Here is a 21,689-nt window from a genome sequence, read left to right on the forward strand (position 1 = left end):
GGGCCCCGAAAGGGGCCTTTTCTTTATCGGTAGATCCACGCCATGCGTGGATGGTTCGGGCGCAGATGGACCACGACACTAGGAGTTCTACGAATCCCCGGCGGATGCGACGCCGGTCGCAGCCCGCCCGGGCGAGGCCCTCCACACTGCGGCGCAACGGTCATCCCGGCCGTCAAGGAGCGCCCATGTCCCGACTGCCCCTGCGTTTCCGGCCTCTCTCGTCCGTCCTCGCCACCGCCCTGCTGGCGCTGTCCTCGGGCCCCCTGACAGCTGCACCGGTCGCACCGGGCGACCTCCTGTCTGCCTCTCCCTATCGCGCGTCATGGGTTCCGACCCAGGCCGCGCAGGCCTACAAGCTGCACTACCGCACCCCGGATCATCGCGGCCAGCTGGCCGAAGGCACGGGCCTGCTGTACCTGCCCGCCGGCGCGGCGCCTGCAGGTGGGTGGCCGGTGGTGTCCTGGGCACATGGCACCCAGGGCATTGCGGATCGCTGTGCGCCCTCGGTGTCCGGACCCTACCAACCCGAACGCGATGGGCGTTTCCTCGATCAGTTCCTGGCCCAGGGCTATGCCGTGGTCGCCGCGGACTACCAGGGGCTAGGAAGTCCGGGCAACCATGCCTATCTGCATGTCCGCACGGCGGCACGCAACGCCATCGATCTGGTCAAGGCCAGCCGCCAGTACCTGGGCAACGCAACGCTGTCGCCGCGCTGGGTCTCGGTCGGCCATTCGCAGGGCGGTGCCGCCGCGCTCACGGCCGGGCATCTGGCGTCCAGCTACGGTGGGCCGTCGTTGCAGTACCGTGGCAGCTTCACCACCGGCACGCCCACGGCGGTTGAATTGACCGCATTGGTGATGACGCCGGACAACCGCACCGCCAATCCTGGCGCACTCAATGCGTATCACGCGTATCTGCTCGACGGGCTGCTGCAGGTCGCACCGCAGATCGATCGCGTCCTCAGCGACACAGGCCGCGCCCGCGTGGCAGTGGCACGCGAGCAGTGCCTGGGCGAACTGGCTGCCACCCTGGACGGCGCGGATACCGGCAGCATGTTCACCGCACCGCTGACCAGCGTGCCAAGCATCTGGGCGGTGCTGTACGACTATCTCGGCGTACCGCGCCGCGGCTTCGGCCAACCGCTGATGCTCGGCCATGGCAGCGAGGATCGCGATGTGCCCTATCTGACCACCCTGCTGTATGCCGCAGGCCTGGCCCTGCGTGGCGAGCCGGTCGCGTTCCAGCGCTACCCGGTCGACCATCGCGGCACGCTGGACGCAGCAGCGGCCGATGGCCTGGCGTTCGTGCGTGCACGACTGGGGGACGGCCAGTTCGATGAAGCTGCCGAAACCGCCGGCCTCGAACAACTGCTCGACGACGTTCGGTAGATCCACGCCATGCGTGGATACACGGTGTACGGGTTGCCGGCCAGCGGCCGGCACTACCGATCCCGGTAGATCCACGCCATGCGTGGATACGCGGTGTACGGGATTGCCGGCCAGCGGCCGGCACTACCGATCCCGGTAGATCCACGCCATGCGCGGATGCGCGGTGTACGGGGTTGCCGGCCAGCGGCCGGCACTACCGATCCCGGTAGATCCACGCCATGCGTGGATACGCGGTGTACGGGGTTGCCGGCCAGCGGCCGACACTACCGATCCCGGTAGATCCACGCCATGCGTGGATACGCGGTGTACGGGTTGCCGGCCAGCGGCCGGCACTACCGCCAACCGCTGCCTCAGCCCTTGTAGCCGTTGCTGATCGGGTAACGACGCTCGCGGCCGAAGGCGCGGCGCGAGACCTTCGGCCCCGGCGCGGCCTGGTGCCGCTTCCACTCGCTGATGCGCACCAGGCGCAGCACGCGGTCGACCACGGCCGCGTCATAACCGGCCGCCACGATCTCCGTGCGCGACTGCTCCTGGTCGATGTAGCGGTACAGGATGCCGTCCAGCACGTCATAAGCCGGCAGCGAGTCCTGGTCCAGCTGGTTCTCGCGCAGCTCGGCCGACGGCGGGCGGCTGATCACCGCCGGCGGGATCACCGGCGCGCCGCCCACCGTGTTGCGCCACTTGGACAGGCCGAACACCTCGGTCTTGTACAGGTCCTTCAGCGGCGCATAGCCACCGCACATGTCGCCGTAGATGGTGGCGTAGCCGACCGCATACTCGCTCTTGTTGCCGGTGGTCAGCAGCAGGCCGCCGAACTTGTTGGCCAGCGCCATCAGGATCACGCCACGGCTGCGCGACTGCAGGTTCTCTTCGGTCACGTCCGGCGCGGTGCCCTCGAACATCGGCGCCAACGCTTCCATCAGGCCCTTGAATGCCGGCTCGATCGACACTGCCTCCAGCTTCACGCCCAGCGCCTGGCACTGCTCGGCCGCCAGATCGTTGGACAGGCCTGCGGTGTAGCGCGAGGGCAGGCGCACGGCGGTCACGTTCTCCGCACCCATCGCGTCCACCGCCATGGCCAGCACGATCGCCGAGTCGATGCCGCCGGACAGGCCCAGCCACACCTTCTTGAAGCCGTTCTTGCGGCAGTAATCCTGGATGCCACGGGTCACGGCGCGCCAGGCCAGCGCGTCCATGCTCTCGTCGCCGTCGTCCATCCACACGTGCGGCATGAAGCGGCGGGTTTCACCGTCGTACTCCACCACCAGCCACTGGTCGACGAAGGCGGCGGCGGCCGGGTGCACCGTGCCGTCGCCGTCGGCCACCACCGAGGCGCCGTCAAACACCAGCGCATCCTGGCCACCGACCACGTTGAGATAGGCGATCGCAGCCCCGCTTTCGCGGGTACGCGCGGCCAGCACCGCGTCGCGCTGGGCGTGCTTGCCACGCTCGTACGGCGAAGCATTCGGCACCACCACCAGCTGCGCACCGGCGCGCATGGTGTCGGCCAACGGCTCGGCAAACCACAGGTCCTCGCAGATCAGCAGGCCGACCGGAATGCCATTGACCTCGAACACGCAGCTGCCGCCGTCCGGATCGACATCGAAGTAGCGGCGCTCGTCGAACACGGCGTAGTTGGGCAGCTCGCGCTTGCGGTAGGTCTGCTCGACCAGGCCGTCACGCAGCACGCTGGCGGCGTTGTAGACCACCGCGCCGGCGGCCTGCGGCCAACCGACCACGGCGGTGATGCCACGGCAGGCGGCGGCGATGCGGGCCATCGCCTGCTCGCACTCGTACAGGAAGCCCGGGCGCAGCAGCAGGTCCTCCGGCGGGTAGCCGCTCACCGCCAGCTCGGGGAACATCACCAGCTCGGCGCCGTACTCGTCGCGCGCCTGGCCGATCATCTCGATGATGCGCTCGGTGTTGCCGGCGACATCGCCGACCGGGAAGTCGAACTGCGCCATCGCGATGCGGATCGAAGCCATGGGAATCCAGCCTGTGGTTGCAATGCCGCCATTGTAGCGCCGCGCCATGCGCGCGCCGGGTACCTGGGCTCAGATCCCTTTTGCTGCGCGAAAGGGATCTGACCCCGCACCAGACGCAGAAAGGCCGCCCGGAGGCGGCCTTTCTGTTTCAGCAGCCGGCCAGCGGCCGGCTCTACAGCATCGTCTGCCAGAGGCAGTCGATCTTATTTCACCAGCTTGGCGATGGCAGCGCCCAGGTCGCCCGGCGAACGGACGGTGACGACGCCAGCGGCTTCCATCGCGGCGAACTTGCCTTCCGCGGTGCCCTTGCCGCCCGAAGCAATCGCACCGGCGTGGCCCATGCGCTTGCCGGCCGGAGCCGACGCACCGGCGATGAAACCGACGACCGGCTTCTTCACGTGGTTCTTGATGTACTCGGCGCCGGCTTCTTCAGCGTCACCGCCGATTTCGCCAACCATGATGATGCCTTCGGTCTGCGGGTCTTCGTTGAACAGCTTCAGGCAGTCAACGAAGTTCAGGCCGTTGATCGGGTCACCACCGATGCCGATGCAGGTGGACTGGCCCAGGCCAACTTCGGTGGTCTGCTTGACCGCTTCATAGGTCAGGGTGCCCGAACGCGACACGATGCCGATCTTGCCCGGCTGGTGGATGTGGCCCGGCATGATGCCGATCTTGCACTCACCCGGGGTGATGACGCCCGGGCAGTTCGGCCCGATCAGCACGGTGTCCGGATGCGAACGGGTCAGCACGTTCTTGACGCGCAGCATGTCCAGCACCGGGATGCCTTCGGTGATGCAGACGATGACCTTGATGCCGGCAGCAGCGGCTTCCAGGATCGCGTCGGCCGCGTACGGCGGCGGCACGTAGATGACCGAAGCGTTGGCGCCGGTGCTCTGCACGGCGTCGGCAACGGTGTTGAAGACCGGCAGGTCGATGTGGGTGGTGCCACCCTTGCCCGGGGTCACGCCGCCAACAACCTGGGTGCCGTACTCGATCATCTGAGTGGCGTGGAAGGTGCCCTGCTGGCCGGTGAAGCCCTGCACGATCACCTTGGTGTTCTTGTTAATCAAAACAGACATGGGAATTCCTTGGTGTCGAATCAGGCAGCGTTCTTGACAGCTTCAACGATCTTCTTGGCGCCATCGTTGATGTTGTCAGCCGGGATGATGGCCATGCCGCTGTCGCGCAGCAGCTGCTTGCCTTCTTCCACGTTGGTGCCTTCCAGGCGCACCACGACCGGAACCTTGACGCCCACTTCCTTCACGGCGGCGATGATGCCTTCGGCAATCATGTCGCAGCGGACGATGCCGCCGAAGATGTTGACGAAGATGCCTTCAACCTTGTCCGAGGACAGGATCAGCTTGAACGCTTCGATGACGCGCTGCTTGTTGGCACCGCCGCCCACGTCCAGGAAGTTCGCCGGCTCGCCGCCGTTGAGCTTGATGACGTCCATGGTGGCCATGGCCAGGCCGGCGCCGTTCACCATGCAGCCGATGTTGCCGTCCATGGTGACGTAGTTGATGTCCAGCTCCGAAGCGATCACTTCGGTCGGATCTTCCTGGGTCTTGTCGCGCATGGCGACCAGGGCCTTCTGGCGGAACGCGGCGTTGTCGTCGCTGTCGAACTTGCCGTCCAGCGCGTACAGGTTGCCGTCGTCCAGGATGGCCAGCGGGTTGATTTCAACCAGGGCCAGGTCCTTTTCGTTGAACAGGCGGTACAGGTTCACCATGATGCTGGCGAACTGGCCGGCCTGCTTGGCGGTCAGGCCCAGCTTGAAGCCGAAATCACGGCCGTGGTAACCCTGCACGCCTTCGACGAAGTCGACGTTCAGCGAGTGGATCAGCTCCGGGGTTTCAGCAGCGACCTGCTCGATTTCCACGCCGCCTTCCGAAGAGGCGATGTAGGTGATGGTCTTGGTGCCACGGTCGACCAGCACCGACAGGTACAGTTCCTTGACGATCTCGCCGGCGGTGGTCACCAGCACCAGGTTGACCGGCAGTTCAACGCCAGCGGTCTGGTAGGTGGCCATCTTGGTGCCGAGCATCTTGGCCGCAGCGGCCTTCACGTCGTCGGTGGTCTTGCAGAACTTGACGCCGCCAGCCTTGCCGCGGCCGCCAGCGTGGATCTGCGCCTTGACCATCCAGGGGCCCTGGCCCAGGGAGTTGGCAGCGGCAACCGCTTCGTCCGGGGTCGCAGCGACCTTGCCGGCCGGGACCGGGATGCCGTACTCGGCAAGCAGTTGTTTTGACTGGTATTCGTGGAAATTCATGCGTCACCGTGGGAATAGGAACGACCGCACGCAATTCCTCAGGGCCCCGGCGGGGCGCCGGCATGGACCGCGGCGGGCCCACTATTGTGGCCGAGCCAGCGCCGGGGCGCAAAGAAGTCTGTACAAAACGCCAGGCCCGGCCAGATTTCCGCCGCCATTCAGACAGTTGCGCCCGGGGGCGCACTGGACACCGGTATCCATCCCGGGCCAAATGCGCGATCCGGGCCGCTCCGGCGGCGCCGGGCCGGGCGCCCTATACTGGTCAACCAAGGTGTGTAGAGTCGAGCCAGCTCGACGGCTTCCACCGCAGGCCACATCGAAGCGTCGTGCCCGCCCGGCTTCAGGGGACGCCGGGCAGGCCCGCCGCAGATTCCAGACCCAGGCAGCCAGAAGGGGAGTTCCGGCGTGTCACCCAGTGCTTCATTGATCGACCGCATCGAATCGATTCCGCGGCGTGAGCTGTATTTCTTCGCGCTGTACCGGGTGCTGATCGCCTCGGTCATCGCCGCCCTGCTCTACAGTCCGCTGTCGGCCATGGTCGGCGAAGCCCACCACCCGCGGCTGGCTGACACCGTCGCCGCCATCTACCTGGTGCTCTCGCTGCTGGCCCTGGTGATCGGCCGCAACGAACGCTGGCTGCGCCCGATCGTGGTCAGCGGCGTGCTGGTGGACATCGTCGCCGCCACCCTGTTGTCGCATGCCCTGCCGGGTGCCAGCGCCGGCATCTCGATGTCACTGCTGTTCAACATCGCCGCCGCCGCCACCCTGCTGCCGCTCAGCCTGGGGCTGGGCCTGGCGCTGGCCGCCAGCCTCGCCACCGGCGTCGAATACACCTGGAAACTGCTGGAAGGCGGCGACCCCACCCGTACCCTGGCCGAGCTGGCGATGTTCGCCACCAGCTACCTGGCACTGGCCTTCATCAGTTACCAGGTCGGCAGCCGCGCGCGCCGCAACCAGCAGCTGGCCAACCAGCGCGGCGACGAAGTGGCCAACCTGTTCCAGATCAACGAGTTGATCATCCGCCGCATGCGTACCGGCGTGCTTGTGGTCGACGCCGACAACCGCGTCACCCTGGCCAACGAGGCCGCCTCGATGCTGCTCGGCGACAGCGATGGGAGCGGCGAAAGCGGCCGCCTGGACCTGGCCAGCGCCGCCCCGGAACTCGCCCGTCGCCTGCAGCGCTGGCGCAATGGCTGGGCGCAGGACGAACTGCCGCTGCAGCTCAATCCCGACCAGCCTGAAGTGCAGCCGCGCTTCGCACGCCTGCTGGCCGGCAGCGAGCTGGCCCTGGTGTTCCTGGACGACTCCAGCGTGGTCTCGCGCCGCGCCGAGTCGCTCACCTTGTCAGCCATGGGGCGCTTCTCGGCCAGCCTCGCCCACGAGATCCGCAATCCGCTGGCCGCGATCAACTACGCGGTGCAGCTGCTGGAAGAAGGCACCGGCTTCAACGAAAGCGACCGCCGCCTGCTGCAGATCATCCGCCAGCAGTGCCAGCGTACCAACGGCATCGTCGAAAGCGTGCTGGGCCTGGCCCGGCGCGAGCGCGCCACGCCCGAGAACGTCGACCTGGCCGCCTTCGTGCGCCGCTTCGTGCTGGAGTACAAGCAGGGGCAGACGCTGGAGACCGACAGCATCGAGCCGATCATCAACGACACCTCGGTGCTGGCCCAGGTCGACACCAAGCACCTCTACCAGGTGCTGACCGTGCTGGTGCACAACGCACTCAAGTACGGCCGCATCGGCCAGCAACCGGCACGGGTGCGCCTGCGCGTGGCCCAGCACGAGCGCAGTGCGGTCATCGACGTGATGGACCGTGGCCCCGGCATTCCCGAAAGCGTGGCCGCGCAGTTGTTCCGGCCGTTCTTCACCACGTCCGAGCATGGCACCGGACTGGGCCTGTACATCGCCCGCGAGCTGTGCCGGGCCAACCAGGCGCGGCTCGACTACATCCCGGTGCCCGCCGGTGGCTCCTGCTTCCGCCTGGTGCTGCCCGGCCCGCATACGCTGTTGCCCACCTGATCTCGACTCCGTGCGTCAAACATTTGTCGCTTCCAGCCCCCTCGTTTATCTTTCACGCCCATGAACGAAACCCGCAGCGCCCTCGTCGTCGACGACGAACGCGACATCCGCGAACTGCTGGTACTGACGCTCGGCCGCATGGGGCTGCGCATCAGTACGGCAGCCAACCTTGCCGAAGCGCGCGAACTGCTGGCCAGCAATCCGTACGACCTGTGCATCACCGACATGCGCCTGCCGGACGGCAATGGCATCGAGCTGGTCAGCGAGATCGCCCAGCACTACCCGCGCACGCCGGTAGCGATGATCACCGCCTTTGGCAGCATGGACCTGGCCGTGGAAGCGCTGAAGGCCGGCGCCTTCGACTTCGTCAGCAAGCCGGTGGACATCGCCGTGCTGCGCGGCCTGGTCAAGCACGCGCTGGAGCTCAACAACACCGAACGCCCCGCACCCGGGCCCGCCGCCGAACAGGGCGCGCGCCTGCTTGGCGACTCGCCGGCCATGGACGTGCTGCGCACCACCATCGGCAAGGTCGCGCGCAGCCAGGCGCCGGTCTACATCCTCGGTGAATCCGGCGTGGGCAAGGAGCTGGTCGCGCGCACCATCCATGCCCAGGGCGCCCGTGCGGCCGGCCCGTTCGTGCCGGTCAACTGCGGCGCCATTCCCGGCGAGCTGATGGAGAGCGAATTCTTCGGCCACCGCAAGGGCAGCTTCAGCGGCGCCCACGCCGACAAGCCCGGGCTGTTCCAGGCCGCGCATGGCGGCACCCTGTTCCTCGACGAAGTGGCCGAACTGCCGCTGCAGATGCAGGTGAAGCTGCTGCGTGCGATCCAGGAAAAATCGGTGCGTGCGGTCGGCGCCGCCAACGAAGAGCCGGTGGACGTGCGCATCCTCTCGGCCACCCACAAGGACCTGGCCGAACTGGTCGAGGACGGTCGTTTCCGCCACGACCTCTACTACCGCATCAACGTGATCGAACTGAAGGTGCCGCCGCTGCGCGAGCGTCGCCAGGACCTGCCGGAACTGGCCGCATCGGTGCTGGCACGGCTGGCCCGCAGCCACGGCCGCCCGACGCCGCTGCTGGCCCCGTCGGCACTGGACGCGCTGGCCCAGTACGCCTTCCCCGGCAACGTGCGCGAACTGGAGAACATCCTGGAACGCGCGCTGGCCCTGGCCGAAGAAGACCGCATCGGTGCCGACGACCTGCGCCTGCCGCAGCATGCCCCGCGCACGCCCGGCAGCGCAGCACATGCCGAAGCCGTGGTGGACCTGCAGCCCGGCAGCGCTGCCCTGCCCTCGTACATCGAACAGCTCGAACGCAGCGCCATCCAGCGCGCGCTGGAAGAAAACCGCTGGAACAAGACCCGCACCGCCGCGCAGCTGGGCATCACCTTCCGCGCGCTGCGCTACAAGCTGAAGAAGCTGGGGATGGAGTAAGCCCAGGGTCGGATCCCTTTCCGAAGGAAAGGGCTCTGACCCGGCGCATGCCACCAACCTGGTAGTGCCGGCCGCTGGCCGGCAACCTCATGCATCGCGACATCCACGCATGGCGTGGATCTACCTCAATCCTTGGTAACGCGATTGATCTCGGCCAGGCTGGTCACACCTGCAGCCGCCTTCTTCAACGCCGACTGGCGCAGATCGTTCACCCCGATCTGCTGTGCGGCCTCGGCAATCTGCAACGCATTGCCACCGGCCAGCACGATCGTGGCGATCTCGTCGGTCATCGGCATCACCTGGTACAGACCGGTACGGCCCTTGTAGCCCTCGGTACACTCATCGCAGCCGACCGCCTCATACAGCTCGATGCCCGCGTCCAGCTGTGCCTGGGTGAAGCCTTCGGCCAGCAGCGCATGCTCGGGCAGGTTGGACGGGCGCTTGCAGTTGTTGCACAGCCGACGCGCCAGACGCTGGGCGATCACCAGGGTCACCGAACTGGTGATGTTGTACGGCGCGATGCCCATGTTCATCAGGCGCGCGATGGTCTGCGGCGCGTCGTTGGTATGCAGCGTGGACAGCACCATGTGGCCGGTCTGCGCCGCCTTGATCGCGATCTCGGCCGTCTCCAGGTCACGGATTTCGCCGACCATGATGATGTCCGGATCCTGTCGCAGGAACGAGCGCAACGCTGCGGCGAAGGTCATGCCGCGCTTGTTGTTCTGCTGCACCTGGTTGACGCCAGGCAGACGGATTTCCACCGGGTCTTCGGCGGTGGAGATGTTGCGCGTCTCGTCGTTGAGGATGCCCAGCGCGGTGTACAGCGACACCGTCTTGCCCGAACCGGTCGGGCCGGTCACCAGCACCATGCCGTACGGCTTGTGGATGGCTTCCAGGAACAGCTTCTGCTGGTCCGGCTCGTAACCCAGCTTGTCGATGCCCAGCTTGGCCGCGCTGCCGTCCAGGATACGCAGCACCACCTTCTCGCCGAACAGGGTCGGCAGCGTGCTCACGCGGAAGTCGATCTGCTTGGTCTTGGACAGGTTGAGCTTGATGCGTCCGTCCTGCGGCACGCGCTTTTCGGCGATATCCAGCTGCGCCATCACCTTCAGGCGCGCGGCGATGCGCTGGTTCAGCTTCACCGGCGCGCGCGCGACCATCTTCAGCAGGCCGTCGATGCGCAGGCGCACGCGGTAATCATCTTCATAGGGCTCGAAGTGGATGTCCGAGGCGCCCTTGCGGATCGCGTCCACCAGCACCTTGTTGACGAACTTCACCACCGGGGTGTCATCGCCCTTGGCATCGATGCCGGAGTCGCCACCGGCGCCGAGATCCTCGTCTCCGGCCGCAACGTCCAGGTTGCCCATGCCATCGTCGTCACCGCCCAGGGCGTCGCCCAGCGTGTCATGGCTGGCATGCCACTGCTCGAATGTGCGGCGGATCTGGTCCTCGTCCACCAGGATCGGCTCCACCACCAGGTTGGTGTGGAACTTGATCTCGTCCAGCGAATGGGTCGGGTTGCTGGTGCCCACGAACAGTTTGCCGCCGCGTTTGAACAGCGGCAGCACGTTGTGCTTGCGCAGCAGCTCCTCGCTGACCAGGCTCATCGCGTTCTGGCTAGCGTCGAACGTGGACACGTCGAACAGCGGCATGCCGAACTCGACCGCGTTGGCGGCCGCCAACTGGGCCGCCCCAACCACCTTGTTCTGCGCGAACCAGGTCGGCAGCGGCTGCCGGGCGGCAGCGGCCTTGGCCATGGCATCGCGGGCGGAAGCCTCGTCCAGCGCACCATCCTGGACCAGGCGACGGGCCAGGCCGGTGATGCCGACGAGATTGGCGGTGGTTACGGCGTTCATATGGATCCTTGGCTCATCATGGGTCAGGCAGTGCGGCGCGCCTTCCAGGGGCACCGCACAGGGCAGCAGAACCTGCCGCGACCCGATGGCCGACGACGACGCCAATCCTTCAGCATGACTGCCACGCCCGGCACTCCCAGCCCGGCAGGCACGATCCTGACTCCCCCGGGGATGATAGCCCCGTCAACGGCCCGCCAACATCCCATTGGCAGACCGAAGTGTGATCAACAGCCGGTTGGGCGATAGCGCGCTTCGAAGGCGCTGCCGTCGCAGGTCCAGATGCCGTCGGCTGCGCGGCGGAGGATGAGGTCTTTGCCTTGCACTGCCCCGCCTCCGCTCACCGTGCATGCGATGCTCCCCACTCCGGCATCGGTAAGCTCAGCCTTTACTGCGGAGCAACGTTCCGTCGCCTTCAATCCAATATATGCGGCAGTAACGTCAGCAGCGTTCCTGCTGTCTTGCGCCACCGCTTCAAGCGTGGTCTTACCTGGGCGTATGTCGGAAAGCGCGGCGGCCAATTGCGCCCGCGACACATAGTTCATATAGATTGGAATGGAGACCGCAGCGAGGATTGCGATGATTGCGACGACAATCATCAACTCAATCAACGTAAAGCCATTGCTTCGCTTCATGCCCCCCTCCCCAATGAGAGACTTGTTCACGAGATGTCTGCCCCTATGCATTTCATTAGCCACTAAACAAAAGGCCCCGATATACGGGGCCTTTTGCCATAACCGCTGCTAGCTATTACTTGCAGCCGCCCGGAATGTACTTAGCGTCCAGATCGGTCGCGGTGCAAGCCCAGGTACCATCTGCTGCACGAGCCAGAGCCAGCGAGCCCTTGGCAACCTTGGAATTACCCGACAGCTTGCAGGTGATCGATGCGGTGCCAGCGGTCGCATCGCCGTCAACCGAAATCGCGCAGCGATCCGAGTTCTTCAGGCCAATCTGCGCCGGGGTCTTGTCGAAGGCCTTGCCTTCATTCAGCAGCACTTCGGCCTGGGTCTTGCCCGGGGTGATTTCGGCCAGACCAGCAGTAGCCTGCGACTTGGCCACGTAGTCCTGGTACATCGGCAGGGCGATGGCGGCCAGGATGGCGATGATCGCAACGACGATCATCAGTTCGATAAGGGTGAAGCCCTTCTGGTTCTTCATTTTGGTACATCCCCAAGATAAGTGGTGGTTGATTTCAGAGCACAGGATCGGTCTGGCCAGCGGCCAGCTGAGCGGGTCCTGCCCCCTGCGGGTGGATCAACGCAGGTTGCGTGCCAACCCCGGCACGCCTCCCCCTGGATTTCCCCGCGCCCATGATGGCAGCTATTTCACGGATGGGAACCCCCCGGATGCGAATCTGCGATGGACGCGGCAATGTGACGCAGTGCGTCACCTTTGGTCGGCACCCGGCACGAATTCGCATGATGGCGCCCCCAACAACTGCCCAGACGGGCATGAACCCGCTACCATCGACGGCTAGACGCCCGCCTGGGGATGGCGGGTCTTGGGGAGCCGATATGTCTGTCAGTCGCAGTGCGATCAAGAAGGAGCCCGTGGCGCGCAGCACCACGGAACTGCAGCCGTTTGTCTGGGAGGGGACCGACAAGCGGGGCGTGAAGATGAAGGGTGAGCAGACCGCGAAGAATGCGAATCTGCTGAGAGCAGAGCTACGTCGTCAAGGCATCACCCCAGGCACAGTAAAGCCGAAGCCTAAGCCGCTGTTCGGCGCTGCAGGCAGCAAGATCACGCCGAAGGAAATCGCCTTCTTCAGCCGGCAGATGGCCACCATGATGAAGTCGGGCGTACCCATTGTGGGATCGCTGGACATCATTGCGAACGGGCACAAGAACCCACGCATGAAGAAGATGGTGGATGGCCTGCGTACCGATATTGAAGGCGGCTCGTCACTCTATGAGGCCATCAGCAAGTATCCGGTGCAGTTCGACGAGCTCTACCGCAACCTTGTACGGGCTGGTGAAGGCGCTGGCGTCCTCGAGACGGTGCTGGACACTGTCGCCAACTACAAAGAGAACATCGAAGCCCTGAAGGGCAAGATCAAGAAGGCGATGTTCTATCCCGCCATGGTGCTGGCGGTTGCCCTGCTGGTCAGTGGCATCCTGCTGGTCTGGGTCGTGCCGCAGTTCGAGGACGTGTTCAAGGGATTCGGCGCGGACCTGCCCGCCTTTACCCAGATGATCGTGAACATGTCGAGGTTCATGGTCTCGTGGTGGTGGCTGATCCTGTTGGTCATCATCGGTTCGATCGTCGGCTTCATTGCCGCCTATAAACGGTCGCCGAAGATGCAGCACAGCATAGATCGGCTGGTCCTGAAGCTACCCGTCATCGGGCAGATCATGCACAACAGCTCGATCGCCCGCTTTGCCCGTACCACCGCCGTGACCTTCAAGGCCGGCGTGCCGCTGGTGGAGGCCCTGGGCATCGTGGCAGGCGCCACCGGCAATACGGTTTACGAGCATGCCGTATTGCGCATGCGCGACGACGTGTCGGTCGGTTACCCGGTCAACATGGCCATGAAGCAGACCGCCCTGTTCCCGCACATGGTCATCCAGATGACCGGCATCGGCGAAGAGGCGGGCGCCCTGGACGCCATGCTGTTCAAGGTGGCCGAGTACTATGAGCAGGAGGTCAACAATGCCGTTGACGCCCTGAGCAGCCTGCTGGAGCCGATCATCATGGTGATCATTGGTACCATCGTCGGCGGCATGGTCATCGGCATGTACCTGCCGATCTTCAAGCTCGCTTCCGTCGTCGGATAATCACTACATGGCATTTCTCGACCAGCATCCCGGCCTCGGCTACCCCGCCGCGGCCGCCCTGGGGCTGCTGCTGGGCAGTTTCCTCAACGTCGTCATCCTGCGCCTGCCGAAGCGGCTGGAGTGGCAGTGGAAGCGCGATGCGCGCGAGGTCCTGGAAGAACCGGACTTCTACGAACCCCCGCCACCGGGGATCGTGGTCGAGCCCTCGCACTGCCCGCACTGCAAGCACAAGCTGAGCTGGTACGAGAACATCCCGCTGTTCAGCTGGATCATCCAGGGCGGCAAGTGCCGCCATTGCAAGGCGCCGATCTCGCTGCAGTACCCGCTGGTCGAGGCCCTGACCTCAGTGCTGGTGCTGGCCTGCGTCTGGCAGTTCGGCTTCGGCTGGCAGGGCTTCGGCGCCATCGTGCTGACCTGCTTCCTGATCGCCTTGTCTGGCATCGACCTGCGCACCCAGCTGCTGCCCGACCAGTTGACCTTGCCCCTGATGTGGCTGGGCCTGATAGGCAACATCGACAACCTGTACATGCCGGCCAAGCCTGCCTTGGTCGGCGCCGCGGTGGGTTACCTGTCGCTGTGGATGGTCTGGTGGCTGTTCAAGCAGCTGACCGGCAAGGAAGGCATGGGCCACGGCGATTTCAAGCTGCTGGCCGCCCTCGGCGCCTGGTGTGGGCTGAAGGGCATCCTGCCGATCATCCTGCTGTCATCGGTGCTGGGCGCCATCATCGGCTCGATCTGGCTGTACACCCGGGGCCGTGACCGCGCCACGCCGATCCCGTTTGGCCCGTACCTGGCCATCGCGGGCTGGCTGTACTTCATGTGGGGCGCGCCCGTGGTGGAGCAGTACCTGGTGTTGAGCGGACTGCGCTGAGGGGAATCCCCATGAGCCGGTATGTGGTTGGCCTGACCGGCGGCATTGCCGCCGGCAAGAGCGAGGTGACCCGGCGCTTCGAGGCGCTGGGCATCGTGGTGGCCGACGCCGATCTGGCCGCCCGTGCGGTGGTTGCTGCCGGCAGCCCCGCCCTGGGCCGCATCGCCGAGCGCTTCGGCGCCGATATGCTGCTGACGGACGGCAGCCTGGACCGGGCGCGCCTGCGTGCCCATGTATTCGCCGACCCGACCGAACGGTCGGCGCTGGAAGCGATCACCCACCCGGCCATCCGCCTGCTGATGCAACAGCAGTGCGAGCAGGCCGCCAGCCCCTATGCGATTGCCGCCATTCCGCTGCTGACCGAGGTCGGTGGGCGGCAGGCCTACCCGTGGTTGGACCGGGTATTGCTTGTGGATGCGCCTGAAGCCGTGCAGCACGCGCGGCTGATGCAGCGCGACGGCATCGACGCCGCGCTGGCCGACAAGATGATCGCCGCCCAGGCCAGCCGCACGCAGCGGTTGGCACTGGCCGATGATGTGGTGGTCAACGATGGCCACCCCGAGGACCTGCAGGCGCAGGTGGAAGCGCTGCATGAGCGGTATCTGGGGTTGGCTGGGGGTTGAGGCCGGGTTGCCGGCCAGCGGCCGGCACTACCGAAGCGAATCCACGCATGGCGTGGATCTACTGGACGGTTTGGTTGCCGGCCAGCGGCCGGCACTACCGAAGCCAATCCACGCATGACCGAAGCGCATCCACGCGTGGCGTGGATCTACTCCAGCTGCAGGCGGGCATAGCGGGCCAGTTCGCGGGCGCCGAGCAGCAGGCCGTCGACGACATCCGGGCTGAGCTGTTGGTGGGCACCGCCCTGCTCGCGGGCGGCTTCGGCGGCGTGCAGGACCTGCATGAGTGCGTTCAAACCGGCCAAGGTGCGGCTGAGCCCGGCCATGGTGGTCGCCTGAGCCGGGCTGAGGCCCTGCACTTCCAATCGCCTGCCGTCGGCGGCATCGCGGCCGTCCATGCGGGCCAGCAGCGCGGGCAGCAGATCCTTGGGATCATCGAGCAGGGTTTCGATGCGCTCGGCGACGTCGGCCGGCAGCAGGTCGGCGGCTTCGCCGATCAGGGCGTGCAGTTGGGGGAACATTGGGCGTGCGGACATGGTGAGGCTCCTCGCAGTCGGCAGGCCACCTGCGGATGCAAGGTGGCGGACGGTGCGGGTTGGCGTACCGGAGACCCAACAACTCAAAAGCTAAGGAAAAAGACTCCAGCGGATTCTGATGAATCCCCACGCACCGTCCGCCGAAACGAGGCAGGCGATGCATTTTCCATGATGGCCGCGGCGCATCTGGAGCTTTTGAATTGTTGGTTTTTTTCAGGACGCCAATCCCGGCCAGGGCACCTGCCCCAGCCGCTCCATCTGGCCATCACGCAGCAGCGTGATCTGTAAGGAAATTCTCAAGCCGCAGTTGGGTGCACGAATGCGTGCATGCGGGCACGCACGCGGCGTGGCGGCGATCACGGTGATGTCGTGTTGGGCTTCTGCCCGATCATTCCCGCGAGGGTGACGCGGTGGCACAAGCGACACAGGGCGCGGTGCAACGTCGGCAGGGTTCGTGCCGACCAAGGTCGGCACCCACCACTTACAACGGCTTCGGCGAGAACGTCAGGGTGGCGATCACGCCGCGCTCGCCACCGGGGCGCACGCTCACCTGCCAGCCGTACAGATCGCACAGGCGACTGACGATCGACAGGCCGATGCCGCCGCCCTGCGAATGGCCGGCGTGGGTGCCGCGATAGCCGCGCTGGAACAGCTTGGCGGCATCCTCTTCGCTCAGGCCCGGGCCACTGTCAGTCACCGACACCGAATTGCTGCCGACAAAGACGCGCACTTCGCCATCCTGCGAGTACTTCACCGCGTTGCCGATCAGGTTGCCCAGCGCCACCGACAAGGCCGCCTCGGGCGCATCGATCACCAGGTTGCGCTCGCCTTCCAGTGCCAGTTCCAGCGGCTTGCCACCCAACTGGGCGCGGTGCGCGTCCAGCAGCTGTTCGGCCACGCGGGCGACGTTGCTGGTGCCCTGCCCGCGCTCGTTGCGCGACAGCAGCAGCAGTGCGCCGATCAGGTCGCTGCACTGTTGTTCGGCGCGCTGGATGCGCTGCAGGCGCTGCAGCACCTTCTCATCCAGGCCGGGCCGGGTCAGCAGCAGTTCGGTGGCGCCACGGATCACCGCCAGCGGCGTGCGCAGCTCGTGGCTGACGTCGGCATTGAACTCACGGTCGCGCTGCACCACTTCGGTCAGCCGAGATGAGTAATCATCCAGCGCCTGCGCCAGCTGCCCCACTTCGTCATCGGGGAAGCGCGGCGCCAGCGGCTCGGGGTCACTGGTGCCGCCGCGATAGGCACGCAGCCGCGCGGCCAGGTCCGAGACCGGCTTCATCACCTTCGACGCCGACCACCAGCCCAGCACCAGCGACAACAGGCTGAACACCAGCACCGACAGCACCAGTGCGCGGTTGAGCTGCTGCCCACCGCGCACGCTGTCGGTCATGTCGTAGGCCAGGAATGCCCAGGCGTCGGGCGTCTTGCGCACGGCCAGCTTGTAGGCGTACGGCTGCCCACGTTCGTCAGTGCCCGAGATATTGTGGTTGCCATCAGGCAACGCTGCCCAATCAGGCTCTTCCTCGCGCAGCGCATCGAACTTGTCGGGTTTGACGAGGCGCGCACGCATCTGCTGCACGGGCAGGTCGGGGTTGCGATCCGGGCTCTCGTAGAACCGCCGCACGTACTCGTTGATGTTGCGGTTCATCACGTCTTCCACCAGCTGGTTTTCCACGCGCATGCGGGCCCAGTTGGTGGCGAACGCAAACAGTGTTGTCAGGCAGAAGCCCAACAACACGAACGAGACGATGATGCGGCTGCGCAGGCGCCGCCGATACGGCGAACGCCGGCGCTCCCCCTTGGTTGCCACGGAATCAGGCTTCCGGGGTGGCGATGCGGTATCCGATGCCATGGCGGGTCTGGATCAGCGGCACTTCAAACGGCTTGTCGACCACCGCACGCAGGCCGTGGATGTGGACGCGCAGCGAATCCGAGTCGGGCAGCTCCTCGCCCCAGACGCGGGTTTCCAGCTCCTGGCGGGTGACCACGGCCGGCGCGGCCTCCATCAGGGCCTGCAGGATCTTCAGCGCGGTCGGGTTGAGCTGCAGCAGCTTGCCCTGGCGGCGCACTTCCAGCGTGTCCAGGTTGTATTCCAGATCGCCGGTCTCCAGCACGCGGGTCTGCACGCCCTTGCCGCGGCGCGACAGCGCGTTCAAGCGCACTTCCACTTCCTGCAGCGCGAACGGCTTGATCAGGTAGTCATCGGCGCCGGAATCGAAACCGGCCAGCTTGTTGTCCAACGAGTCACGGGCGGTCAGCATCAGCACCGGGGTCTGCTTGCGCGCTTCGTTGCGCAGCTTGCGGCACACTTCGATGCCGTCCATGCCTGGCAGGTTCAGGTCCAGCACGATGGCGTCGAACTCGTGGACCACGGCCAGGTGCAGGCCGGTCACGCCGTCGGCGGCGAAGTCCACGGTGTGGCCACGATCCTCAAGGTAGTCGCCAAGGTTGGCGGCGATGTCGCTGTTGTCTTCGATTACGAGAATGCGCACTGGGACCTCTGGTTCTTGAAGGGTCGTCGGGGGGCCAGGCCCACCCGCTCAGGATGCCCCTGTGCGAGTGGACGCGACGTCTACCTGCTGAACGATACAGGTTCCATTCTTAACATTTCGTACCGAAGGGGCGACACCGGCAAAAGCCCCCGCGTCAGCCGGTTCAGCGGCTGATGCGCTGCTGGTCCGTCAGCGCCTGGCGGCTTTCTTCCTGGGCCTTGCGACGCTGGGCGACCGTCAGGCAGACGCTGGTCGGCATGTTGCTGCCGGTGAGGCGCTCGCGGCGGCAGATCATGCGGCTGTCGGCCTGGGCACGGGTCATGATGGTGTTGACGATCTCCTGCTCGTTGAACAGGTCGTTGCGCTCCTGCGGCGCCAGCTCATCCACCTTCTCGCGGCCATTCATCTTGACCCGGATCCGGTTCAAGGCCTGCTGCACGCGGCTCTTGTCCTCCAGCCCGATCTCGCTGTAGTCCTCGCTGCCCATGGCCGTTTCAACGCGGCGGATCTGTTCGGACACCGGGGTGAAGGAATCCATCTGCACGGTGTCCTTCTGCGCCTTGGCCTGCACGGTGGCAACCAGGCCCAGCGACAGCATCAGGGCGAGAGTGGTCTTGCGGTACATGACGAGCTCCATGTTCGTCCATGAATAGGGTCTCGACTTTACGATTCCGCCGATGCGTCCACAAGGGACGCACGGCAGGGTGACCGATGGCGGCATGCGATCGGTCCGGCAGCGATCAGGGCTTGTAGTTGTTGAAGCGCTGGTTGTCATTGAGCGCCTTGCGGCTGTCTTCCTGCGCCTTGCGGCGCTGGGCCACGGTCAGGCAGACGCTCTGCGGCATGTTGCTGCCGGTGGTGCGTTCGCGGCGGCAGACCATGCGGCTGTCGGCGTGGGCGCGAGTCATGATCGTGTTGATCACTTCCTGGTCGTTGAAGATCTCAGTGCGGTCCTGCGGACTGACCTGCTCCACGCGTTCGTGGTCGCCCATCTTGATCTTGATGCGGCCCAGCGCCTGCTGCACGCGGCTTTTGTCTTCCAGCCCGATCTCGCTGTAGTCCTCGGTGTTGATCGCCGCTTCAACGCTGCGGATCTGTTCGGCCACCGGGGCGTTGGCGTCGAACTTCACCTGCCCTTTCTCGGGCTTGGCGTGGGCGGTGGTGGCCAATGCCAGGCCCAACATCAGGGCGACGGGGGTCATGCGCTGCATCGTTACCTCCAGGTTCTTCCATGAGTGGAACATCGACCCTGCGGTGCCACCGATATGCCATCACAGCACGTTCGGTGGACCGGAAGGCAGTGCGGTCAACGCCCGGCGGGCGGTGGGCTGAGCGTGTTGTAGCTGCGCTGGTCGTTGATCAGCGCCTTGCCTTTCTCTTCGATCCGGCGCCGTTCGGCCACGGTCAGGCAGCGGCTCTTGGGCATGTTGCTGCCGGTGGTGCGTTCGTACTTGCAGATCTGGCGGCTGTCTTCATGGCCACGCGCCAACAGGGTGTTGATGCGTTCCTGCTCGTTGAAGACCTCGGCCTGCAGCTGCGGCGGCAGCTCCTGCACGGTCTGGCGTTCGCCCATGTGCTGGCGGATACGCAACAGCGACTGCTGTACCTGGCCGCGATCCTCGGCAGACAGTTCGGCATAGTCGGGGGCGGCCAGGGCGGTTTCCACCTGGCGCACCTGCTCGGCGACCGACCCTTGCCGGTCCATCTGTACAGCGACCTTCTCCGGCTTGGCGGCAACAGCGCCAGACAGGCCCAGCAGCAACGCGATCGTCATGATGCGGTACATCGCCAACCTCCCGATCCATCCCGGAACGAAGGGCCAACTCTACGACCGTCACGCGGCGTCCACAAGAGACCTTGGGCACAGGGCCGACAGGCATAAAAAAGGCCCAGACGGTGCACCCGCCTGGGCCTGAAGTCGTATCCCGATACCGATCCTGCTGAGAGGCAGAGCTGCGGTTCGCTGAAGCCTACGCCGGGGCCGATTAAAGCCTCGTTAAAGCCGTGGATCATTTGCCAATGAGATTCATAACACAATGAATAATCAAGGTTTTTTGATCTTTTCCACATGCTCGATGATGCGTGTGGCCACGTCGACCCCGCAGGCCGCTTCGATGCCTTCCAGCCCGGGCGTGGAGTTGACCTCCAGCACCAGCGGGCCGCGCGCGGAGCGGATCAGGTCCACGCCGCACACCGACAGGCCCAGCGCCTTGGCCGAACGCACCGCCACCTGCTGCTCGGCGCGGCTGGCCTTGGCGGCCACGGCGGTACCGCCGGCGTGCAGGTTGGAGCGGAAGTCGCCCTCCGGTGCCTGCCGCTGCATCGACGCCACCACCTGGTCGCCCACCACAAAGCAGCGCAGGTCGGCGCCCTTGGCTTCGCCGATGAATTCCTGCATCAGGAAGTTGGCGTACAGGCCGCGCAGCGCTTCGACGATGCCGCGCGAGGCACTGGCCTTCTCGGTCAGGATCACGCCGCGCCCCTGGGTGCCTTCATTGAGCTTCACCACGTGCGGCGGCGGGCCGAGCATGGACAGCAGATCGACGGTGTCGTCGGGGTTGTCGCCGAACACGGTGACCGGCATGTCGATGCCCTTGGCCGCCAGCAGCTGGTGCGCGCGCAGCTTGTCGCGCGAACGCAGGATGGCATCGGACGGATTGGGCGTGCGCGCGCCCATCAGCTCGAACTGGCGCAGCACCGCGGTGCCGTAGCGGGTGATCGAGGCACCGATGCGCGGGATGACCATGTCCACGCCGGTCATCGGCCGGCCCTTGTAGTGCATGGAAAAGCCATCGGCGGCGATGCGCATGTAGCAGCGCAACGGGTCCAGGATGCGCACGGTATGGCCGCGCGCGCGCGCCGCCTCGACCAGCCGACGGGTGGAATACAGGGAGCTGTTGCGGGACAGGATGGCGAGCTTCATCGCGGTGGGTTCGGTCGGCAGGCGCGAAGCATAGCGCGGGCGTGTGGCGGGTGGATGATGCCTGGCCTGAGCTGCCTGCACCGCCGGTGGTCGGCTCCTGCGGCGACGATTCCGGCGAGGGAGTAACCGCCGCCAGATACACCACATGCCCGCATCAGCATGCGGGCTGATTCTGCTTCAGAACCCGCGCGCGGATTCACCCAGCGCCGCGATGCAGGTCATCTGCGTGGCCGATCCGGCCGAGGTGCTCTTGTAGATCTGCCACAGCAGCTGCGCGGCCTTCGGCCCACCGGCGCGACCCAATGCACGCAACGCTTCCAGCTGCCGGGAGGTGCCGGCACCGGAGTTCTTGTAGATCTCGTGAATACTGCCGACGACGTCGTCCTTCGTTTCCATGCGTTGCTTCCCGTGTAGAAAATGCGGCAACGCTAACCGGGCGCGGGTGGCCGTGGATATGAAATTAATCAGAAATGAAGAAGGCCGCAGATGAGTGGCCTTGCTGGGCACGCCAAACGTCTGTGCACA

20 protein-coding genes are annotated in these 21,689 nt (G+C 65.7%); 6 read left to right on the forward strand and 14 right to left on the reverse strand.

The genetic code is table 11. The features are described from left to right. Positions 1-185: 185 nt before the first annotated feature. Complete coding sequence (locus DFO63_RS07470; RefSeq protein WP_119006710.1) at positions 186-1,388, forward strand: lipase family protein; 1,203 nt, start codon at positions 186-188, stop codon at positions 1,386-1,388. A gap of 350 nt (positions 1,389-1,738) precedes the next feature. Here DFO63_RS07470 and DFO63_RS07475 read toward each other — a convergent pair whose 3' ends face one another. From DFO63_RS07475 to sucC, 3 genes are all read right to left on the reverse strand, one after another. Beyond that, on the reverse strand, positions 1,739-3,373 hold the full coding sequence (locus tag DFO63_RS07475) for an NAD+ synthase (RefSeq protein ID WP_101766443.1): 1,635 nt from the start codon (positions 3,371-3,373) through the stop codon (positions 1,739-1,741). Positions 3,374-3,576: 203 nt separating this feature from the next. Continuing rightward, positions 3,577-4,452 carry a succinate--CoA ligase subunit alpha gene (gene sucD, locus DFO63_RS07480; protein WP_005410793.1) on the reverse strand — a complete coding sequence of 292 codons (876 nt, stop codon included), beginning with the start codon at positions 4,450-4,452 and terminating at the stop codon, positions 3,577-3,579. Between the two features lie 20 nt (positions 4,453-4,472). Further along, on the reverse strand, positions 4,473-5,642 hold the full coding sequence (gene sucC, locus DFO63_RS07485; RefSeq protein WP_004154430.1) for an ADP-forming succinate--CoA ligase subunit beta: 1,170 nt from the start codon (positions 5,640-5,642) through the stop codon (positions 4,473-4,475). A 405-nt stretch (positions 5,643-6,047) separates the two neighbouring features. Between sucC and DFO63_RS07490 the strand changes: the two genes are divergently transcribed. Together DFO63_RS07490 and DFO63_RS07495 are read left to right on the forward strand one after the other, a co-directional pair. Beyond that, a complete protein-coding gene (locus tag DFO63_RS07490) occupies positions 6,048-7,661 on the forward strand; it encodes an ATP-binding protein (RefSeq protein ID WP_087923443.1) in 1,614 nt (537 codons plus the stop codon). A gap of 60 nt (positions 7,662-7,721) precedes the next feature. Further along, on the forward strand, positions 7,722-9,095 hold the full coding sequence (locus DFO63_RS07495; protein ID WP_014038262.1) for a sigma-54 dependent transcriptional regulator: 1,374 nt from the start codon (positions 7,722-7,724) through the stop codon (positions 9,093-9,095). Between the two features lie 125 nt (positions 9,096-9,220). Here the strand turns inward: DFO63_RS07495 and pilB are convergent, their stop codons facing one another. From pilB to DFO63_RS07510, 3 genes are all read right to left on the reverse strand, one after another. Beyond that, a complete protein-coding gene (gene pilB / locus DFO63_RS07500) occupies positions 9,221-10,951 on the reverse strand; it encodes a type IV-A pilus assembly ATPase PilB (protein WP_119006711.1) in 1,731 nt (576 codons plus the stop codon). A gap of 224 nt (positions 10,952-11,175) precedes the next feature. Next, positions 11,176-11,583 carry a pilin gene (locus tag DFO63_RS07505; protein WP_119006999.1) on the reverse strand — a complete coding sequence of 136 codons (408 nt, stop codon included), beginning with the start codon at positions 11,581-11,583 and terminating at the stop codon, positions 11,176-11,178. Between the two features lie 115 nt (positions 11,584-11,698). Further along, positions 11,699-12,106, reverse strand: a complete 408-nt coding sequence (locus DFO63_RS07510; protein ID WP_119006712.1) for a pilin — start codon at positions 12,104-12,106, stop codon at positions 11,699-11,701. 356 nt (positions 12,107-12,462) lie between these two features. Between DFO63_RS07510 and DFO63_RS07515 the strand changes: the two genes are divergently transcribed. Genes DFO63_RS07515 through coaE form a run of 3 tightly spaced genes read left to right on the forward strand, consistent with a single transcriptional unit; the run spans position 12,463 to position 15,216 of the window. Further along, entirely contained in the window at positions 12,463-13,722 is a 1,260-nt protein-coding gene (locus tag DFO63_RS07515; protein ID WP_119006713.1) for a type II secretion system F family protein, read from the forward strand. 7 nt (positions 13,723-13,729) lie between these two features. Further along, on the forward strand, positions 13,730-14,593 hold the full coding sequence (locus DFO63_RS07520; RefSeq protein WP_005418626.1) for an A24 family peptidase: 864 nt from the start codon (positions 13,730-13,732) through the stop codon (positions 14,591-14,593). Between the two features lie 11 nt (positions 14,594-14,604). Next, positions 14,605-15,216 carry a dephospho-CoA kinase gene (gene coaE / locus DFO63_RS07525; RefSeq protein WP_119006714.1) on the forward strand — a complete coding sequence of 204 codons (612 nt, stop codon included), beginning with the start codon at positions 14,605-14,607 and terminating at the stop codon, positions 15,214-15,216. A 146-nt stretch (positions 15,217-15,362) separates the two neighbouring features. Here the strand turns inward: coaE and DFO63_RS07530 are convergent, their stop codons facing one another. The 8 genes from DFO63_RS07530 to DFO63_RS07565 form a co-directional block, all read right to left on the reverse strand. Next, positions 15,363-15,749, reverse strand: coding sequence for a hypothetical protein (locus tag DFO63_RS07530; RefSeq protein WP_119006715.1), 387 nt, complete (start codon positions 15,747-15,749; stop codon positions 15,363-15,365). A gap of 481 nt (positions 15,750-16,230) precedes the next feature. Then, on the reverse strand, positions 16,231-17,601 hold the full coding sequence (locus DFO63_RS07535; RefSeq protein WP_075676409.1) for a HAMP domain-containing sensor histidine kinase: 1,371 nt from the start codon (positions 17,599-17,601) through the stop codon (positions 16,231-16,233). Next, positions 17,564-18,241 carry a response regulator transcription factor gene (locus tag DFO63_RS07540; RefSeq protein ID WP_005410804.1) on the reverse strand — a complete coding sequence of 226 codons (678 nt, stop codon included), beginning with the start codon at positions 18,239-18,241 and terminating at the stop codon, positions 17,564-17,566. The genes DFO63_RS07535 and DFO63_RS07540 overlap by 38 nt, the downstream gene beginning before the upstream one ends. Positions 18,242-18,404: 163 nt before the next feature. Continuing rightward, complete coding sequence (locus DFO63_RS07545; protein WP_119006716.1) at positions 18,405-18,866, reverse strand: hypothetical protein; 462 nt, start codon at positions 18,864-18,866, stop codon at positions 18,405-18,407. 115 nt (positions 18,867-18,981) lie between these two features. Then, the gene (locus DFO63_RS07550) at positions 18,982-19,452 is read right to left on the reverse strand and encodes a hypothetical protein (RefSeq protein WP_014038273.1); all 471 of its coding nucleotides are present in this window, start codon (positions 19,450-19,452) and stop codon (positions 18,982-18,984) included. A 95-nt stretch (positions 19,453-19,547) separates the two neighbouring features. Beyond that, positions 19,548-20,027, reverse strand: coding sequence for a hypothetical protein (locus DFO63_RS07555; protein ID WP_049442673.1), 480 nt, complete (start codon positions 20,025-20,027; stop codon positions 19,548-19,550). 258 nt (positions 20,028-20,285) lie between these two features. Then, complete coding sequence (gene rimK / locus DFO63_RS07560) at positions 20,286-21,164, reverse strand: 30S ribosomal protein S6--L-glutamate ligase (RefSeq protein ID WP_005418651.1); 879 nt, start codon at positions 21,162-21,164, stop codon at positions 20,286-20,288. 177 nt (positions 21,165-21,341) lie between these two features. After that, positions 21,342-21,560, reverse strand: a complete 219-nt coding sequence (locus tag DFO63_RS07565; protein WP_041863763.1) for a hypothetical protein — start codon at positions 21,558-21,560, stop codon at positions 21,342-21,344. Positions 21,561-21,689 lie beyond the last annotated feature (129 nt).

Origin of the sequence: Stenotrophomonas sp. AG209 (assembly GCF_003550055.1) — a bacterium.
GTDB lineage: Bacteria > Pseudomonadota > Gammaproteobacteria > Xanthomonadales > Xanthomonadaceae > Stenotrophomonas.

Coding starts and splice junctions, on each gene's coding strand:
- DFO63_RS07475 (WP_101766443.1), bottom strand. CDS start 3,373: ATGGCTTCGATCCGCATCGCGATGGCGCAGTTCGACTTCCCGGTCGGC.
- DFO63_RS07470 (WP_119006710.1), top strand. CDS start 186: ATGTCCCGACTGCCCCTGCGTTTCCGGCCTCTCTCGTCCGTCCTCGCC.
- DFO63_RS07520 (WP_005418626.1), top strand. CDS start 13,730: ATGGCATTTCTCGACCAGCATCCCGGCCTCGGCTACCCCGCCGCGGCC.
- DFO63_RS07535 (WP_075676409.1), bottom strand. CDS start 17,601: ATGGCATCGGATACCGCATCGCCACCCCGGAAGCCTGATTCCGTGGCA.
- DFO63_RS07510 (WP_119006712.1), bottom strand. CDS start 12,106: ATGAAGAACCAGAAGGGCTTCACCCTTATCGAACTGATGATCGTCGTT.
- sucC (WP_004154430.1), bottom strand. CDS start 5,642: ATGAATTTCCACGAATACCAGTCAAAACAACTGCTTGCCGAGTACGGC.
- coaE (WP_119006714.1), top strand. CDS start 14,605: ATGAGCCGGTATGTGGTTGGCCTGACCGGCGGCATTGCCGCCGGCAAG.
- sucD (WP_005410793.1), bottom strand. CDS start 4,452: ATGTCTGTTTTGATTAACAAGAACACCAAGGTGATCGTGCAGGGCTTC.
- DFO63_RS07565 (WP_041863763.1), bottom strand. CDS start 21,560: ATGGAAACGAAGGACGACGTCGTCGGCAGTATTCACGAGATCTACAAG.
- pilB (WP_119006711.1), bottom strand. CDS start 10,951: ATGAACGCCGTAACCACCGCCAATCTCGTCGGCATCACCGGCCTGGCC.
- DFO63_RS07495 (WP_014038262.1), top strand. CDS start 7,722: ATGAACGAAACCCGCAGCGCCCTCGTCGTCGACGACGAACGCGACATC.
- DFO63_RS07530 (WP_119006715.1), bottom strand. CDS start 15,749: ATGTCCGCACGCCCAATGTTCCCCCAACTGCACGCCCTGATCGGCGAA.
- DFO63_RS07505 (WP_119006999.1), bottom strand. CDS start 11,583: ATGAAGCGAAGCAATGGCTTTACGTTGATTGAGTTGATGATTGTCGTC.
- DFO63_RS07545 (WP_119006716.1), bottom strand. CDS start 18,866: ATGTACCGCAAGACCACTCTCGCCCTGATGCTGTCGCTGGGCCTGGTT.
- DFO63_RS07515 (WP_119006713.1), top strand. CDS start 12,463: ATGTCTGTCAGTCGCAGTGCGATCAAGAAGGAGCCCGTGGCGCGCAGC.
- DFO63_RS07555 (WP_049442673.1), bottom strand. CDS start 20,027: ATGTACCGCATCATGACGATCGCGTTGCTGCTGGGCCTGTCTGGCGCT.
- rimK (WP_005418651.1), bottom strand. CDS start 21,164: ATGAAGCTCGCCATCCTGTCCCGCAACAGCTCCCTGTATTCCACCCGT.
- DFO63_RS07550 (WP_014038273.1), bottom strand. CDS start 19,452: ATGCAGCGCATGACCCCCGTCGCCCTGATGTTGGGCCTGGCATTGGCC.